A 16434-nucleotide genomic window follows, 5' to 3' on the forward strand; every position below is an offset into this window, starting at 1 on the left:
GTGGACTGTAGGAGCGAGCTTGCTCGCGATGGACCGCAAAGCAGCCATCAGCTCAACCGCGCCAACTCTTCCCGACAGAAATCCACAAACAACTGCGCCGGCCGGGTCAACTGCACCCGCTTCAGCTTGGCGGTCACCAGCCCGGACATTTCCACCGGCTCGGCAATCTCCACCGCCACCACTTTCTGCCCGTCATAGGTGCATTCGGAACTCGGCCGGGTCACCAGCAACGAGAAGCCGAAGCCCTGCCCCACCATGCCGCGCACCATCTCGATCGATGGCGAGCTGAAGACGATATTCGGCGTCAGCTCGAGGTCGTTGAACAGACTGACGAAGTAGGTCCGGCTCGGCGCCACGTCCAGCAGGATCATCGGCTCCGGGCACAGGTCACGCAGGGACACCTGCGTCTGGCCGGCGAAACGGTGCTTCTGCGGCAGCAGCACATAGGGTTTCTGCGGCGGCATCAGCGGCTCGGTTTCGATGGTGTTGTCGAGGTAGTGATCGTAGAGAAATGCCAGGTCGAAGGTGCCCGACGTCAGGCCCTGGATCAGTTCCTGCTGCTCGCCATCGCGCAGGCGGATGTCCACCCCCGGATAGCGCTGGCGAAATCCGGCGATCAGCCGCGGCAGGTACAGCGGCGCGACGGTTTCAAACACACCGATATCGACCTGACCGGCCACGGTGTCGTTGTCGGCCAGGGCGTTCTGCTCGAATTCACGGGCCATCTGCAACAGCGACTTGGTCTTGCTGTAGAAACGCTTGCCGCTGGGCGTCAGCGACACGCCCTGGGCGTGGTGACGGATGAACAGTTGCACGCCGAAGCTCTCTTCCAGGCTCTTGATCGCCGTGGAAATCGAAGGCTGCGCAATGTAGAGCTGACGCGAGGCTTCGGCAACGCTACCGGCCTCGACCGTGGTGACGAAGTACTTGAGTTGTCGCAGGGTGTAGGAAGCCACGTGAACCTCTCCTGGCCGGCTGCCGGCTCCGTCCCGCAGCGGTGTGGTCGATGAAGCTGTCACCTTACCGTAGACGCCGGATGACAGCTTGGCCGCCAGGAGAGGTTTTTCCTGTGCGTGGAAGATATTTTTCCTTGGGTCGTTGAGGGACTGGCTGACAGTTTTTAGCGCTCTATCTGAAAAACACTAAAGATCACAAACCCTCACCCCGACTCAAATCACCACTTTCGCCACCTGCTCCTGCAACTGCCGCGATACCCGCTTCAACCCTTCACACGCCTCCCCCGTCTGCCGCAGGGTGTGCGTGCCGGTGGACGCGGCATCGTGAATGCGGGTGATGCTGCGGTTGATTTCGTCCGCCGTGGCCGCCTGCTCCTCGGACGCGCTGGCAATCTGGAAGGCCATCTGGCTGACCGTCGCCGCCGACACGGTTATCCGTTCCAGCGCCTGCCCGGCGCGGGCCGAGGCTTGCACCGGGTGCTGCGCGGCGGCGACGTTGGTGCCGATCTGGCCCGCCGCTTCGCTGGCGCCCGCCTGGACGCGGGTAATGATCTGCTGGATTTCCAGGGTCGATTTCTGGGTGCGCATGGCCAGGCTGCGCACTTCGTCCGCGACCACGGCGAAACCACGCCCGTGCTCGCCCGCGCGGGCGGCTTCGATGGCGGCGTTGAGCGCCAGCAGGTTGGTCTGCTCGGCGATGGCCGAGATGACTTCCAGTACCTGGCCGACGCTGCCGGAATCGGCGGCAAGCTGGTCCACCACGCGGCGGCTGTCGTTCAGACCGTCCGCCAGCACGCCAATCGCACTGACGGTCTCGTCCACCGTGCCACGCCCCTCGCTGGCGTGGCGTTCGGCCTCTTCGGTGGCGCGGGCAGCGACGCTGGCGTTCTGCGCCACTTCCTGCACGGTGCAGACCATCTGGGTCATGGCCGCGACCACGCTGTCGGTTTCCTGTTGCTGGGCGGCCATGTTGTCCTGGGCGGTGCGGGTGATGCGGCCGAGGTCGTCGCTGGCCTTGGCGATGGCCTGGCTGGCATCGACCACGCTGGCGGTGACGTCATGGGCCGCCAGCACCAGGCTGTTGAAACTGCGCGACACCTGGCTCAGTTCATCGTCGCCGTCCACCGGCAGGCGCAGGGTCAGGTCGGTGTGGCCCTGAGTGGCGCGGGCCAGCGCATCGACGGTGTCGTTCAACGGCCGGGTGATGCTGCGGATCAGCAGCCAGGCGAACAACCCGATGGCCAGCAAGGCAAGCCCGACGATAAAGGCCGGCACGCGCAGCACCTGGTTGACTTCGTCACGCACGTCCTGCGGATGGATGCCGCTGGCCAACACCCAGCCCCACGGCTTGAACAGCAGCACTTCCGAGACCTTGAACTCGGCCTGGGCGCCATTGGCCCGCGGGAACCAGTACTCCACCGTGCCACGGCCGAGGCTGCGCGCCTTGTCGATCATCTCGCGGGAAAACAGCTTGCCGTTGACGTCCTTGAAGTCCGCCAGTTGCTTGCCCACCAGCGCCGGCGCGGTGGGGTGCATGAGCATGCGGTGGTCGAGGTCGAGGACCAGCAGGTAGTTGTCGCCGAGGTAGCGGATGGTGCCCACCGCCTGCAGCGCCTGGCGCTGCGCCTCTTCCGCGCTCAGATGGCCTTCGCTGGCCTGGCGCTGGTAGTGGCCGAGGATGTTCGAGGCGGTGTTCAGCGCAGTGCCGACGCCAGCCATTTTTTCGCTCAGCAAGGTGCGCTGCAGGGTCAGCCCCAGCCAGCCGCTCAGGCACAAGACAAAAAGGGAAATGCACGCAACCAACAGGGTGACACGCGTACTGATGCGGAGTTTTCTCAACCCGGACATGGGATGCCTCGTTCTTGTAAGAGTGATGGCAGGGGTATGGCCTGCGGCGGCAAACATACACCAATGCATTCACAAGAAACGAGAAAAATAGAAAAGGATTAGCGAATTTGCGATGTTTTAAATCGATTTACATTCATAACAGTATTCACTTTCCAGCAATCAACCGTTGGCTTTGTCCTTGTCGTCCCTGGGCGGCCAGACCAGCCGCAGGTGCGGCTCGGGAGGTTGCAGGCGCTGGCGGTTCTCGCTGAGCACACGCAACCGCGCCTCCAGCCGCTCGGCTTCCGCCGCCAGTTGCTCCAGGGCCTCCAGCAGTGGCTTGGCGGACTCGGCATCCACCGGCTCGGGCCGCTGGGCGACGCATTTCATCAGGTCGTGATAACGACGCATCAACGCTTTGAACAGGATCACTCTTACCTCCGGCACTACGCGTGGAGGCCCTTGGGCCGTGGACAAGCCTTCAATCGTGTTTCCAGCCGCGCGGCCTTGCGCGCCAGCTCCTGGCTGGCGGCGCTGGCCTGGCGCGAACGCCAGGCCGAGGTCTGCGCGAGTTGTTCGATACTTGCCAGGGCACCCTCAAGCTCATCCGTCGCTCGACCCTGGGCCTCGCAGTCGCGAGCAATCAGCGTGCCGCACTGGCTGATGCTGCTCGCCGCGTCGCTGATCCCGGCCAGGGCGAGGTTGGCGCTATAGGCCTGGTCGCGGCTTTCCCGGGCCAGCGCCCGGACGTCCTGCACCATCATCGCGCCCTCGGCTTCGGCGCAGGTCGCTGACTTGTCCATCGAACGGAACGCCATCAGCGTCGCGCTGAGCCCGGCCTGGCCCTCACGCGCCAGACGCAGCGACTGGCGTGATTCGTTGTCGACCCGCTGTGCCGTGCCGACCAGTTTCCGGGCTTGATCCTTGATCCGCGCGAAGGCCGGCGCGGTGTGCTCGAGCTTGCGCTGCTGTTGTTGCAAAGCGATGTCGCAACTGTCGGTGAGGTCGTTGAGCCGCGCGGCCAACTGCGCCAACAGCAGCGCATCGTGATGCAGCGCGGACAGGGTTTGCCGCAGCGTCTCCACCTCGCGCCGCCCCGCGCGAAGGCGCCGGGCCTGCCAACACGCCAGCACCAGCAACAACAGGCACAAGCCCACGGCCTTGCCGAACACAATCACCTGCGGCGCACTCAGCACCACGACGGTCAGGGCAAGCAGGAGGGCAACGCGGGGAATGGAGATGGGAAACCTCGGCGAGGGGGCGCAAACGTGTGCGGGCGATTGTCCGCACTTTCGCTGCAGGCTTTAACCCCGTGCCGGCCGAGGGATAAAGGAAAGGGCTGCGTGGATAAAGGAAACTAGCTGCGCCCCTGTTCCCGATAGCGTCCCGGCCCCATACCGAACCACCGTTCACAGGCCTTGTTGAACGCGCTCTGGTGACGGAAACCCACCTGATAAGCGATCTGCTTGAAGCTCAGGGTGCTGCTACGCAGCAAGTTGTGGCTATCGCGCAGGCGCACTTCATCGAGCAGGCGCAAGAAGCCGTGGCCTTCATTTTCCAGGCCGCGGCTGAGCTGGTGCTGGCTCAGCCCGAGGCTCTCGGCCACCCCCGCCAGCGTCACCGGCCGGCCCTGAGCGAAATGTTCGCTGATCACCCGTCTCACCCGCAGGCTGACGGTGTCGCTGTCCAGTTGTCGCTGCCACTGCGCCAGGTACTGACTGTGCACCGCGTGCAGCGCCGGGTCGTGGGTGGCCACCGCGAGCTGGACATCGGCGTGACTGAACAGCAGCGCGTTCTGCGCCGCGCCGTAGTGGATTTCAGCGCCGTACAGGTCCTCGACGGCGCGGGTGTCGGCCGGTCGCGGGTAGCTCAGTTCCGCCCGCAACGGCCGGATCACCCGCCCCGGCACCAGCCAGCACAACAAGCCGAGGGTGATGGCCGCGATGGCATCGATGAACACCCGCGACAACGGCTGCTGCTCGGGGTCGGTCACCACGCCCACCAGACGCACGCCCTCGATCCGCTCTTCAACGAACAGGCAAAAGCCGGTGCCGATCAGGTGGTGAAACTCGGCAATGGCGGTCAATACGCTGCCAATCGTCGGGCTGGACATCAGCGCATAGCCTAACGGCCCGAGGTTCGCCGGATGGGCGTGGTGAAAGGCGCGCAGGCCGATGTCCGGGTCGCCGCTGAGGGCACTGGCCTGCTCGAACAACGCGGTGAGCGACGCCAATGAAATGAACGCCGGACCGGACGCCGCCAACAGCGGCTCGCCCAGGCGTCGGCAAAGCGCGGCGACGGCAGGATCAGACTCGCCGAGCGCGGCAATGATCGCGCTGGCGAAGGTCCGCGAAAGGGTGTGCATGAAAGGGCCCCGGGAAAAGAGTTGGTCTACCAGATGAAGGTCGGTCATCCGACACCAAAGGGGCTCATTTTACCCAGCTAACCGCTGCCTATTGGAAGACCGCAAATGGAGTAAGGCTTTTCCTGATGGGGTTTCAGCCTGATAGGTAAATGCCATCAATCGATTCCAAAGTGAAATGAGTTGTCATACAATTGTTGGTAATGATTCTCAGTATCTAATCTTAATAATTCTTAACTGAACGATGAGTCAGCAGGCTGATAGAACAAGCGCGAATCTCCAGTGAAGGAGCGGTGAATGCGGGTATTAGTAGTAGAGGACGACCCTTCGGTCAGCCATTGGCTCGGTTGCAAGCTGCATGCGTGCGGGCACAACTGCCGACTGATCGACAACGGCGAATGTGCCTTGCAGATGATCGGCAGCGAGGTCTTCGATGTGGTGATTCTCGACCGGATCCTGCCAAAGATGGACGGCATCGAAGTGCTGCAACGGCTGCACGGGCAGAATCGCCCGCCGATCCTGATCCTGTCGGCCAACGACCAGAGCAGCGACCGGGTCGAGGGGCTGCGTGCCGGCGCCGACGACTACCTGGGCAAACCTTTCGACTTCAACGAGTTGCTGCTGCGCCTTGAGCTGCTGGCGCGGCGTCACCAGCGCCAGGTGCCGAGCGAGATTCTGCAGATCCAGGACCTGCGCATCGACCTGGCCAGCCGCCGCGTCCAACGCGGCGAGAAAGCCATCGACCTCACCGACAAGGAGTTCAAGCTGCTCCAGGTGCTCGCCGAACACGCGGGGCAAGTGGTCACCCGCGGCATGCTGCTGGAGCGGATCTGGGGCTACAACTTCGACCCGCAGACCAACCTCATCGACGTGCACCTGTCCAAACTGCGCACCAAGCTGGAAAAAGGCTTCGAGCACCCACTGATCAAGACGGTAAGGGCGATCGGCTATGTCCTGGGCTAGCTTTCGCCCACTCCTCGCCACCAGCAGCCTGCGCCAAGCAACCACCATCGCCTTCATCTGCCTGTTGTTCTCGCTGATCTCCATCGTGCTGAGCAACCAGTTGCTGGAAGTGGTGATGCGCAGCCATGTGCGCGACATGATCCTCAACGAGGTGCGCAGCGGGCAGTTGCAGGGACGTTTCCAGGACGCCGCGCAGTTGGCCTGGTCGCTGCAGCATCGCCAGTCGCTGGAGGTGCGCAAGGAGCACCAGGCGGTGGTCATCGACCGTGATGGCCGGCTGCTGCTGGGCAACCCCGATTACCTGCCCGACACCCGCCGCCCAGCCACCGACAAGCCGCGCTGGCACCACATGACCCTCACCAACAGCAACGGCTACACCGCGGAAATCCTCGGCCTGTCGATCCCTCTGCCCGACGGCGGCCAGTACTTCAGTGCCTTCGACCTGCGACCGATGCTCGAACGCACGCGGATCATCCCGCTGGCCACCGGCGCCGGCTTGCTGCTGTTGCTGCTGTCGATCCTGATCACCGCCCTGCCCTTCGGCCTGCACAACCTCTACCGCATCAACCGCATTCGCGATGCGCTGGTGCGCTACGCCAACGGCGACTACACCGCCCGCGCGCCGACCACCCAGCAAGGCGACGAATTCGATCAGTTGGGCGTCGAGATCAACCACGGCCTGCTGCGGATCAACAAGCTGATGGACGAGGTCAAGCACATCACCAGCCATATCGCCCATGAGCTGCGCACGCCGCTGACCCGCCTGCAGAGTCGCCTGCTCACCGCCAGTGAAATGCTCGAAGGTCCGGCCCGCGACGAGCTGCTCTGCGCGGTGCAGGACAGCGAGCGGATCCAGAACCTGTTCCGGGCGGTGATGCGGATTGCCGAGGTGGAAACCGGGCGCATGACCTGCCATTTCCAGACCATCGATGTGCATGAACTGCTGCACGACGTCACCGATTACTACCAGCCCCTGGCCGAGCAGCGCGGGTGTCCGCTGCGCCTGGACGTGGCCCGTGACTGTCAGCTCTACGGTGACCGTGCGCTGTTGTTCCAGGGCCTCGCCAACCTGATCGACAACGCCCTCAAGTACGCGCCGCCGGGGCTGCCGATCACCCTGCGCGCGCAGTCACGCAACGGCCATGGCGAACTGCAGGTGCGCGACCACGGCGCCGGTATCGCCGCGGCCCAGAGCGAGCGGGCGATGGAGCGGTTCCAGCGCCTCGGCGAAAGCAGCGAAACCCCCGGCCATGGCCTTGGCCTGACCCTGGTGCGGGCGATCGCCGAGCTGCACGGCGGCGAGCTGCACCTGGGCGACAACCGTCCCGGCCTGATCGCCACCCTGTGCGTGCGCCGTCAGCGCCCGGGCCCGGCGGGCGAGGTTCGTTAAGCATTCTTAATGGTTGTCGCCTTGCTCGCCAATTGAGAATAAATCTTAATATCGCCACGCCCCGCCGGGGGCCTTTCCTCCCCCCAACCCTGTTCCCGGAGACTTGCCATGACCCCACGCATCCGCGCCTTCCTCAACGACGAAAGCGGTGTGACCGCCATCGAGTACGGCATCCTCGCCGCCGCCATGGCCGCGGCCATCGGCATCATCTTTGGCGAGGACGGGGTGTTCATCAAAGCGCTCAAGGACCGCTTCGCCGCCATCGGCAACCAGATCAACGGCGACAAGGGTGGCGCCGCGCAATAAGCCGGCCAGCCAGCCCAGATGAACAGCACTTTCGCCCTTGTCGTCCTGCTCCCCGCGCTGTGCTGGGTGATCTGCTCGGACCTGCTCTACCGCCGCATCCACAACCTGCTGGTGGTGCTGTTGCTGCTGGTCTGGTGCGCCTTGCCGCTGTTCGCCCTGCTCGGCCTCGGGCCCTGGGGCGCACTCGCCGGCCCGGCGCTGCTGAACGAGACCGGCAGCGCGCTGTTCGGCGCGGCGCTGGTACTGGCGGTGGGTTTCATGCTGTTCAACCTGGGCCAGGTCGGCGCCGGCGACGTCAAGCTGATGACCGTGCTGTGCCTGTGGAGTGGCGGCAACCAGATGGCGTTCCTGATCGTCACGGCCCTGGCCGGCGGCATCCTCGCCCTGGCCATGCCGCTGCTGACGCCGCTGGAACAGGTCGTCGCGCTGCTCTGGCAACGCCTCGGCGCACGCTTTCCAGGCCTGGCCATCGCCACGCCCACGGTGCTCACCAGCGACCGCCCGCAAGGCCTGCCCTACGGCCTGGCCATTGCGACCGGCAGCTTCTACACCCTGCTGTTTCCCATTCACTCCTGACGACCGGTTGAACCATGAAAACCCCTTCCGTCCTCCTGCTGGCAGGCGCTTTGACCCTGGCTGGCGGCGCCGCCCTGCTGGCCCGCGTCCTGCTCGCTCCGCCCGCCGCGCCCGTCGCGGCCAAGGCGCCCGCCGAAGCAGCCCCCGTCTCCGTGAGCAAACTGGCGGTGCTGGTCGCCACCCGTGAACTCAAGCCCGGCCAGTTCATCGACAGCAGCCTGCTGCGCTGGCAGGAAACCGACGCCGCGCTACCGGCCGAACAGGTTTACCTGCGTGGCCAGGACGACCTCGGCCTGGTGGTCGGCGCCACCGTGCGGCGCACCGTCGCCGAAGGCCAGCCGGTGTTCGTCAACGCCCTGGTGCGCCCCGGCGAGCCGGGCTTCCTGGCCACCGCGCTGACCCCCGGCATGCGCGCCCTGACCCTGCCCACCTCGGCGGTCGCCGCCGGCCAGGGCCTGATCGCCCCGGGTGATCGCGTCGACATCATCCTGGCGCTGAACAAGGACGCCCTCGAAGGCCGCGACGCCGTTGGCGCGCCCGTCTTCCCGCCGCCCTACGCGGCCCAGACCTTGCTGCGCAACGTCCGAGTGCTGGCGCTGAACCGCAGCGCCCGTGACCTGACCCAGCGCAACGACCGCGCCAAGGCCCCGGCCACGCCAGGCAAGAAAGACGAAAACCCGTACTTCGACAGCGTCACCGTCGAAGTCACGCCGCGCCAGGCCGAGCGCCTGTCCCTGAGCAAGGAGATCGGCGTGTTGCAACTGGCCTTGCGCAGCAACCGCGAAGAGAGCGACGGCCTGCCCCGCAGCGGCAACCGCGAGGTCACCCGCCTGGCCCAGACCACCGACCTCTACCCGGCCAAGGCCGCGGCCCCGGTCATGCTCTATCGCGGCGGCACCACCGAGATCGTGCCGCCCAGCCACTGAGGCTCCCGACCCTCCCGACCGTGCCCGCGCCGCGGGCATTGACTGGCCTTTCCGGAATTCCTGACGATGAAGTTCGCCCCTGCCTGCTCCCCCCTGTCGCTGTCCTGCGCGCTGGGCCTCGGTTTGTTCTGCGCCCTGCCGTTGCGCGCCGAGGTCGTGGTCCTCGACCCGCCCCTGGAACTGCCGCCGCAATATGAAGAAGTGGCCCAGCCGGTGGACCCCGAAGCCTACGCCAGCGAGGCCGAATACCCCGTCGCGCCGGCCCCCAAAGCCGCCGCGCCACGCCTGCCGGCAACCCTGACCGAAGTCCGCGAAACCCGCGACCTGCACCTGCTGCTGAAACAGGGCCGGTTGCTGCAACTGCCCAAGGCGGCGAGCAAAGTGCTGGTGGCCGATCCGAAGATCGCCAGCTACCAGGTGCCGACCCCCGGCAGCGTCTTCGTCTTCGCCGAAAGCGCCGGCGCCACCACGCTCTACGCCCTCGACGCGCAGGACCAGGTGATCGCCGCGATCCGGGTGGTCGCCGACTACGACCTGGAGGCCCTGAGCAAACAGATCAGCGCCGAAGTGCCGGGGGCCAAGGTCGAATTCGGCCCGTCCTCGGCCAAGGGCCTGGTGGTGCGCGGCAATGTCCGCACGCCGCAGCAGGCGCGTCAGGTGATCAGCGCGGTCGAGGCCTACCTCGGCTCGCCGAGCAGCAGCCCCAACGGTGGCGGCGCCGCCGGCAGCGACGGGCCGCGGGTAATCAACCAGCTCAAGGTGGAGCTGTCGGCCCAGGTCAACCTCAGCGTGCGCATCGTTGAAGTCTCCCGCAGCCTCAGCTCCGAGTTGGGCCTGAACTGGGAAGCGACCCTCAAGGACGGCAACTATTTCTTCCGCAACGCCCGCAGCCTGTTCGACGCCACCACCGGCGCGTTCACCGGCGGCAGCGCCACCAACGCGGTGGCCGGCGGCTTCCACCGCTATGGCTCGACCACCGTCTCCGGCCTGCTCACCGCCCTGTCCCAGGACGGCCTGGCGACGGTGCTGGCCGAACCCAACCTGACCGCCATGTCCGGCGAGACCGCGGGCTTCGCCGCCGGCGGCGAGGTGCCGATCGTCATCACCACCAACAACAACATCACCATCGAATACAAGCAGTACGGCGTGATCATGCGCATGACCCCGACCCTGCTCTCGCCCAACCGCATCAGCCTGCACGTGGCCCCGGAAGTCAGCGACCTGTCCGACGAAGGCGCGGTGGAGCTGCAAGGCAACGTGATTCCCGCGTTCAAGGTGCGCCGCGCCGACACCACGGTGGAACTCGCCAGCGGCCAGAGTTTCGCCCTCGCCGGCATGCTGCGCAGCAACAGCGCCCAGCAGGTCAGCGGCGTTCCCGGCCTGAGCAGCGTCCCGGGCCTTGGCCGCCTGTTCGAGACCCACACTTCCAGCCAGGCCGACACGGAACTGGTGATCATCGCCACCGCCTACGTCGTCGAGCCCACCAACCCGGGTGACCTGCAAACCCCGGGCCGCGGCCTGCGCACCCTGGACTCGCAACTGCCCGCCCAGGCGTCCGCCGGCTACCTGTACTAAGTTTCGGAGCACTTCGCATGCACGCCGCCAAACCCCTGTTCGTCGCCCTGTCCCTCGCGCTGTTGCTGGGCGCCTGCGACCGCAGCGTCAACGACCAACGTATCGCCCTCTACGCCCCGCAAAGCCCGCAAGCACCGATCCGCGCCGTGCCGTCGGCGATGGTCGCGCACCTCACCGCCAGCGCGGGCGGCGGCATGAGCCGCGAATCGCTGGCCGACCTCAACACCCTGCTCGCCCGCCAAGGCCGCATCAGCCAGCAGACCCTGACCCTGCGCCCGTCCACCCCGGCCGGCGAACAGGTCGCCAAACGCCTCGGCGAGGTGCTGACCCAGCTCGGCGCCCGCCAGGTGATCGTCGCGCCGACCCAGTTGGACAAGGCCCAGGGCGCCGACCTGCAGGTGGTGTCCGAAGCACTGGTGGCGCAGATCCCCGATTGCACCATCAGCGACCCGGACCGTTCGGCAGTCAAGCCGTACCGCGCCGTCGGCGACCTGGGCTGCGCCAACCGCGCCAACATCGCGCGCATGGTCGCCGACCCGCGCGACCTCAACCGCGCGCAAAGCCTCGAAGGCGCCGACGGCGTCGCCGCAGTGAACGCGGTCGAGCGTTACCAGCGCCACGAGACCGTGGAACTGCTGGACATCAACTTCAACAAGGACTGACCGGGAGCGAGCCATGAACGACACCACGCGAGTCACCCCGCCCGGCAACGACGTGCCACCGGTGCTGCTATACGCCGCCAGTGCCGCCGACGCCGAACTGTTCGGCCAGTACCTGCAACGCCTCGGCCTGCCGGCGCAACTGGCACGCGCCGGCGGTTTCGCCGCGGCGCTGACCGGCTGCCGCGAGCAGGCGGCGCCCGAAGTGCTGGTGGTCGATCTCGACGGCCAGGCCTCGCCGCTGCAAGCGGTGGCCGAGCTGGCCCAGGTCTGCCCGCCGGACTGCCGCTTGATCGCCCTGGGCAGCACCCACGACCTGAACCTCTACCGCGCGCTGCTGCACAGCGGCGTGCAGGATTACCTGTGCAAACCGGTGCCCCTCGACCAGTTCGCCAACACCCTGCGCCGCGCCCGCGACCCGCATGACAGCCTGCGCCCCGGCAGCCGCACCGGCCGCACCATCGCCATCACCGGCGTCAGCGGTGGCCGCGGCACCAGCACGGTGGTAGCCGGCCTCGGCCAGTTGCTCGCCAGCCAGCGTCACAGCAGCAGCGCGGTGGTGGATTTCGACCGCGGTCACGGCGACCAGGCGCTGCTGCTCGGGCATGACGGCGACGCCGGCCTCGCCGCCGCGCTGAGCACCGCGCAGATCGACTCGCGCTTCCTCGAACGGGCCCTGGCGCGGATCGACGAACGCCTCTACCTGCTCGGCCAGCAACCCGACCTGCGCGCCGCCGACAGTTTCAGCGGCGAACACCTGCTGAACCTCGGCGCCAGCCTCTGCCAACTGTTCAATCAGGTGATCTGGGACTTGCCCAGCGGCCGCTGCCACGGCGCCCTGGAAGTGCTGGAGCATGCCGACACGCGCATCCTGCTCTGCGACTTCAGCGTGCAGGACGCGCGCAACTGCCTGCGCCTGCTGCGCGAGATCGGCGACGAGAGCAACGGCCAGCGCCTGCTGCTGGTGGGCAACCCGGTGCGGCCGGGCCACCTGGACCTGGTGGAGCGTCAGCAGTTCGAGGATTTCGTCGGGCACAAGGTCGACCTGGTGCTGCCCCACGCCGGCAGCGTGATCGCCGACAGCCTGCTCGCCGGCCCGCTGCAGACCGCGCGGGCCCCGGCCTTGCAACAGGCCCTGCTGGACCTCGCCGACCTGGCCTGCGGACGCACGCCGAGCAGCGCCCCGGCCGTCAGCGGCAATCTGATCCTGCGTCTGCGCCAGGCCCTGGGCCGCGGCCGCCGCGCCGCCTGAAGCGAGGAACCGGCCGATGATCATCCGACACCCGAAAAAGAACCTCGCCGCGGTCGCCGTCAGCGACGTGCCCGCGCCGCCCCACAACAGCCGCGCCAGCACCGAGCCGACCTCGGTGCAACGCGCGGCGCCCGCCCGCCCGGTGGACACCCTTGGCACCCAGAACCGTCGGCTGATCCGCAACCAGCTTTACGACCAGATCGACCCGCTGAAAGCCGCTGCCCTCGGCCGCGATGCCCTGCGCCAGCAGGTCGAGGCGGTGATCCGCAAGATCTGCGACGACAGCCGCCTGCAGTTGTCCCGCCAGGAAGAACAGGCGGTCGGCGAGGAAATGCTCAACGAGATGGTCGGCATCGGCCCGATCCAGCCGCTGCTGGGCGACGACTCGGTGAACGACATTCTGGTCAACGGCGCCGGCCAGGTATTCGTCGAGCGCTACGGCAAGCTGGAACTGTCGCCGATCACCTTCATCGACGAAGAGCACGTGTTCAACACCGCCCAGCGCATCGCCGCGGCGGTGGGCCGGCGCATCGACGAAGCGCACCCGATGGTCGATGCGCGGCTGGCCGACGGCAGCCGGGTGAACGTCATCACCTACCCGCTGGCGATCGACGGCACCACCATCTCGATCCGTAAGTTCATGCGCCGCAACATGTCCCTGGACATCCTCGCCGAACGCGGCGCGCTGTCCTTCGAGATGGCCGAGGTGCTCAAGCGCGGCATGCTCGCCAAGCTCAACATCGTCGTTTCCGGCGGCACCGGCGCGGGCAAAACCACCCTGCTCAACGCCCTGTCGCAGAACATCAGCGACGAAGACCGGGTCATCACCATCGAGGACGCCGCCGAGCTGCAACTGCAACAGCGCCATGTGGTGCGCCTGGAAACCCGTCCGGTCAGCGCCGAAGGCACCGGCAAGGTCGACCAGCGCGACCTGGTGCGCAACGCCCTGCGCATGCGCCCGGACCGCATCATCCTCGGCGAGGTGCGCGGCGGCGAAAGCTTCGACATGCTCCAGGCGATGAACACCGGCCACGACGGCTCGCTCTGCACCGTCCACGCCAACACCCCGCGGGACGCCATCATGCGCCTGGAAAACATGGTGATGATGGCGGGCATGCAACTGCCGCTGGAAGCCATCCGCCGACAGATCGCCAGTGCGGTGAACCTGATCGTCCAGGTCGAGCGCATGCGCGACGGTGGCCGCCGCATCGTGTCCATCACCGAGGTCTGCGGCATGGAGAACGACGTGATCCAGACCCAGGAACTGTACGGTTTCACCACCAGCAGCGTGGATGCCGACGGACGCCTGGTCGGCCAGTTCAACGCCAGCGGCCAGCGCCCGCAGTTCTATACCCGGCACGCCCACCTGTTCACGGGAGGCCAGTGAATGGACGCGCTGCTCGATCTGTTCACCCTGCTGGTGTTCCTCTGCGTGCTGCTGGGCTTCTTCGCGGTCCGTAGCCTGAGCCGCAAGCGCCAGCGCGCCGAGGCCCAGGCCGAGCGGTTGACGGCGCTCAAGGCCGGCTTCGTCGCGGCGCACCCGGGCGCGGCCCTGGCCTTGGAACACAGCCCCGACCTGCTGCGCGACCAGGATGCTCCGGCCTGCACCCGCTGGCCGCTGCTGGGCGCGCCGCTCGGGCGCTTGTGGCTGGGCAGCCGCAGCCTCGGCTGGCACGGCAAGCTGCGTTCACGCCTCGGCCTGCTGGCCGTCGCCAGCCTGATCGTCGGCGTGGTGCTCGGGCGGCAGATGCCCTGGCCGTGGCTGTACGGCAGCCTGCTGGCCGGACTGACTTTCGTCGGCGTCGCCACGGTGGTCTATCGCAACGCGATGAACCGCTACCTGCACGACCTCAAGCTGAGCCTGCCGCAGGCGATCGACGCGATCACCCGCGCGGCCCGCGCCGGGGTGCCGGTGAGCAACGCCTTCACCCTGGTCGCGCAGAACATCAGCGGGCCGCTGGCGGTGGAGTTCGCCGAGATCGACAACTGGCTGCGCCTCGGTCTGCCGCTGCGCCAGGTGATGCAGGACTCGGCCAACCGCATCCCGCTCAATGAATACCGCTTCTTCGCGGTGATCCTGATCATCAACCAAGAAGCCGGCGGGCGCCTCGGCGAAACCCTCGACCGGCTGTCGGCGACCCTGCGCGAGCGCCAGGAGCTGCACCTGAAGGTCCAGGCCAAGACCTCCGAGGCCCGCGCCTCGGCCAAGATCGTCGCGGCGCTGGTGCCCTGCGCGCTGGGCTACATGTACCTGAACTCGCCGCGCGACTTCCAGTTCCTGCTCAACGACCCGACCGGCAACAGCGTGCTGTTCTACGCCTTCGGTAGCGTGACGCTGGGCCTGGTCATCACCCACCTGATGGTACGGAAGATCGCATGAACAGCTTGCTCCAGGATCCGTTCGTCCAGGCCGCGCTCGGCCTGCTCTGCTGTGGCCTTGGCGTCGGCCTGATCGGCCTGTACCGCCAGCAGCGCCAGCCGGTGCTGCACGAGCGCCTCAACCGGCGCCCGGCCGGCGCCCCGACCAGCGACCGCGCCGACATCCTCCGCGACCAGGGCCTGCAAGTGCCGCCGCGCCTGCTCGCCGTGTTGCAAGCCGTGGCCCGGGTTGGCGAACAGGCCGCCGGCAGCCCGCGTGACCGCGACAAGCTCGGCGTTCTGCTGGCCATGGCCGGCCTGCGCCAGCGCGAGGCCCTCGGCCTGCTGATCGCCGGCAAGTACCTGCTCGGCCTGCTGCTGGTGGCGCTGGTGATGATGCTGCTGGAACCGGGCAAGCGCCTCGGCCTCAACGGCGTCACCGCGGCGCTGGTGGCGTTGTTCGTCGGCGGGCTGATCCCCGAACTCTGGCTGAAATGGCGCGCCGCCCGCCGCGGCGGGCGGCTGGCCCGCAGCCTGCCGGATGCCCTCGACCTGATGGTGATCTGCGCCGAGGCCGGCCTGCCGCTGGGCCGCGTGCTGCAAGTGGTGGCCAAGGAGCTGGCGCTGTCGGCGCCGGAGATGGCCGACGAGTTGCGCTACACCTGCGCCGAACTGCAAATCCTCGCCGACCGTCCGCGGGCCTTGCTCAACCTCGCCGAACGCACCGGCGTCAGCGGCATCGACAGCATGGTCTCGACCCTGATCCAGGCCGAGCGCTATGGCACACCGCTGTCGCAGGCGCTGCGGACGATTTCCGACGAGAGCCGCAAGACCCTGATCCTCACCCTGGAAGAGCGCGCCGGCAAACTCCCGGCCCAGCTCAGCGTGCCGCTGATGACCCTGATCCTGCCGCCGATCATCGCGATGATGGGTGCGCCGGCGCTGGTGCGCATCGTTCGCCTTCTGTCCAACTGAACCTACCGACTGCCCTTTTCGAGTGACCGCCATGCCCCGCTCCCTGACCACCCTGACCCTTCTTGCCGTGCTCGCCCTCAGCGGTTGCAGCAGCCTCGGTTCGGCCCTGCCCGGCGGCGCGCCGACGCTGTCCGGCAAGGAAAACCGCGAAGCGCTGAAACTGGCCCGGGTACTGCGCGACAACGGCCGCCTGGAAGGCGCTTTCGAGGTTTACCAGCGCCTCGACCAACGCAGCCCGCTCAAGGGCGCCTACCTGCTGGAATACGCCAGCGTCGCCGCCGCCGTGCGCCCGCCACGCGACGCCTGGGC

General features: G+C 67.1%; 17 protein-coding genes and 1 pseudogene. 12 read left to right on the plus strand and 6 right to left on the minus strand.

What is annotated here, in order from left to right; translation table 11 throughout:
• Positions 1-47: 47 nt before the first annotated feature.
• The 6 genes and pseudogenes from NTD88_RS18600 to NTD88_RS18620 all read right to left on the minus strand — a co-directional run bounded on the left by NTD88_RS18600 (position 48) and on the right by NTD88_RS18620 (position 5148).
• Entirely contained in the window at positions 48-956 is a 909-nt protein-coding gene (locus NTD88_RS18600) for a LysR substrate-binding domain-containing protein (protein WP_262155146.1), read from the minus strand.
• A gap of 213 nt (positions 957-1169) precedes the next feature.
• A complete protein-coding gene (locus tag NTD88_RS29310; RefSeq protein ID WP_410017020.1) occupies positions 1170-1925 on the minus strand; it encodes a methyl-accepting chemotaxis protein in 756 nt (251 codons plus the stop codon).
• Between the two features lie 114 nt (positions 1926-2039).
• A pseudogene (locus NTD88_RS29315) lies at positions 2040-2873 on the minus strand (cache domain-containing protein); the annotation flags it as partial.
• A 90-nt stretch (positions 2874-2963) separates the two neighbouring features.
• Positions 2964-3215, minus strand: coding sequence for a hypothetical protein (locus NTD88_RS18610; protein WP_262155144.1), 252 nt, complete (start codon positions 3213-3215; stop codon positions 2964-2966).
• Positions 3216-3229: 14 nt separating this feature from the next.
• A complete protein-coding gene (locus tag NTD88_RS18615; protein WP_262155143.1) occupies positions 3230-3979 on the minus strand; it encodes a hypothetical protein in 750 nt (249 codons plus the stop codon).
• Between the two features lie 161 nt (positions 3980-4140).
• On the minus strand, positions 4141-5148 hold the full coding sequence (locus tag NTD88_RS18620) for an AraC family transcriptional regulator (protein ID WP_262155142.1): 1008 nt from the start codon (positions 5146-5148) through the stop codon (positions 4141-4143).
• Between the two features lie 294 nt (positions 5149-5442).
• Between NTD88_RS18620 and NTD88_RS18625 the strand changes: the two genes are divergently transcribed.
• From NTD88_RS18625 to NTD88_RS18680, 12 genes are all read left to right on the plus strand, one after another.
• Complete coding sequence (locus NTD88_RS18625) at positions 5443-6108, plus strand: response regulator transcription factor (RefSeq protein ID WP_095158857.1); 666 nt, start codon at positions 5443-5445, stop codon at positions 6106-6108.
• Positions 6095-7498 carry a sensor histidine kinase gene (locus tag NTD88_RS18630; protein WP_262155141.1) on the plus strand — a complete coding sequence of 468 codons (1404 nt, stop codon included), beginning with the start codon at positions 6095-6097 and terminating at the stop codon, positions 7496-7498. The genes NTD88_RS18625 and NTD88_RS18630 overlap by 14 nt, the downstream gene beginning before the upstream one ends.
• Positions 7499-7606: 108 nt before the next feature.
• Positions 7607-7804, plus strand: a complete 198-nt coding sequence (locus tag NTD88_RS18635; protein WP_095158855.1) for a Flp family type IVb pilin — start codon at positions 7607-7609, stop codon at positions 7802-7804.
• An 18-nt stretch (positions 7805-7822) separates the two neighbouring features.
• Positions 7823-8380: a prepilin peptidase gene (locus NTD88_RS18640; RefSeq protein WP_262127682.1), complete on the plus strand. Its 558-nt coding sequence runs from the start codon at positions 7823-7825 to the stop codon at positions 8378-8380.
• Between the two features lie 14 nt (positions 8381-8394).
• The gene (gene cpaB / locus NTD88_RS18645; RefSeq protein WP_262155140.1) at positions 8395-9306 is read left to right on the plus strand and encodes a Flp pilus assembly protein CpaB; all 912 of its coding nucleotides are present in this window, start codon (positions 8395-8397) and stop codon (positions 9304-9306) included.
• Between the two features lie 66 nt (positions 9307-9372).
• Positions 9373-10881 carry a type II and III secretion system protein family protein gene (locus tag NTD88_RS18650; RefSeq protein WP_262155139.1) on the plus strand — a complete coding sequence of 503 codons (1509 nt, stop codon included), beginning with the start codon at positions 9373-9375 and terminating at the stop codon, positions 10879-10881.
• Positions 10882-10898: 17 nt separating this feature from the next.
• The gene (locus tag NTD88_RS18655) at positions 10899-11543 is read left to right on the plus strand and encodes a CpaD family pilus assembly lipoprotein (RefSeq protein ID WP_095158851.1); all 645 of its coding nucleotides are present in this window, start codon (positions 10899-10901) and stop codon (positions 11541-11543) included.
• A 13-nt stretch (positions 11544-11556) separates the two neighbouring features.
• Positions 11557-12792 (plus strand): CpaE family protein, encoded by a 1236-nt coding sequence (locus NTD88_RS18660; protein ID WP_262155138.1) that lies wholly within the window; start codon positions 11557-11559, stop codon positions 12790-12792.
• Between the two features lie 16 nt (positions 12793-12808).
• A complete protein-coding gene (locus NTD88_RS18665) occupies positions 12809-14179 on the plus strand; it encodes a CpaF family protein (RefSeq protein ID WP_095158849.1) in 1371 nt (456 codons plus the stop codon).
• Positions 14180-15172, plus strand: coding sequence for a type II secretion system F family protein (locus tag NTD88_RS18670; protein WP_262155137.1), 993 nt, complete (start codon positions 14180-14182; stop codon positions 15170-15172). It abuts the gene before it with no gap.
• Positions 15169-16125, plus strand: coding sequence for a type II secretion system F family protein (locus tag NTD88_RS18675; RefSeq protein ID WP_262155136.1), 957 nt, complete (start codon positions 15169-15171; stop codon positions 16123-16125). The genes NTD88_RS18670 and NTD88_RS18675 overlap by 4 nt, the downstream gene beginning before the upstream one ends.
• 31 nt (positions 16126-16156) lie before the next feature.
• A partial coding sequence (locus NTD88_RS18680; protein WP_262191745.1) for a hypothetical protein occupies positions 16157-16434 on the plus strand: 278 nt, incomplete at its 3' end.

This window comes from Pseudomonas sp. 20P_3.2_Bac5, from assembly GCF_025466035.1.
GTDB lineage: Bacteria > Pseudomonadota > Gammaproteobacteria > Pseudomonadales > Pseudomonadaceae > Aquipseudomonas.

Coding starts and splice junctions, on each gene's coding strand:
- NTD88_RS29310 (WP_410017020.1), bottom strand. CDS start 1,925: ATGGCCGCCCAGCAACAGGAAACCGACAGCGTGGTCGCGGCCATGACC.
- NTD88_RS18620 (WP_262155142.1), bottom strand. CDS start 5,148: ATGCACACCCTTTCGCGGACCTTCGCCAGCGCGATCATTGCCGCGCTC.
- NTD88_RS18625 (WP_095158857.1), top strand. CDS start 5,443: ATGCGGGTATTAGTAGTAGAGGACGACCCTTCGGTCAGCCATTGGCTC.
- NTD88_RS18630 (WP_262155141.1), top strand. CDS start 6,095: ATGTCCTGGGCTAGCTTTCGCCCACTCCTCGCCACCAGCAGCCTGCGC.
- NTD88_RS18635 (WP_095158855.1), top strand. CDS start 7,607: ATGACCCCACGCATCCGCGCCTTCCTCAACGACGAAAGCGGTGTGACC.
- NTD88_RS18640 (WP_262127682.1), top strand. CDS start 7,823: ATGAACAGCACTTTCGCCCTTGTCGTCCTGCTCCCCGCGCTGTGCTGG.
- cpaB (WP_262155140.1), top strand. CDS start 8,395: ATGAAAACCCCTTCCGTCCTCCTGCTGGCAGGCGCTTTGACCCTGGCT.
- NTD88_RS18650 (WP_262155139.1), top strand. CDS start 9,373: ATGAAGTTCGCCCCTGCCTGCTCCCCCCTGTCGCTGTCCTGCGCGCTG.
- NTD88_RS18655 (WP_095158851.1), top strand. CDS start 10,899: ATGCACGCCGCCAAACCCCTGTTCGTCGCCCTGTCCCTCGCGCTGTTG.
- NTD88_RS18660 (WP_262155138.1), top strand. CDS start 11,557: ATGAACGACACCACGCGAGTCACCCCGCCCGGCAACGACGTGCCACCG.
- NTD88_RS18665 (WP_095158849.1), top strand. CDS start 12,809: ATGATCATCCGACACCCGAAAAAGAACCTCGCCGCGGTCGCCGTCAGC.
- NTD88_RS18670 (WP_262155137.1), top strand. CDS start 14,180: ATGGACGCGCTGCTCGATCTGTTCACCCTGCTGGTGTTCCTCTGCGTG.
- NTD88_RS18675 (WP_262155136.1), top strand. CDS start 15,169: ATGAACAGCTTGCTCCAGGATCCGTTCGTCCAGGCCGCGCTCGGCCTG.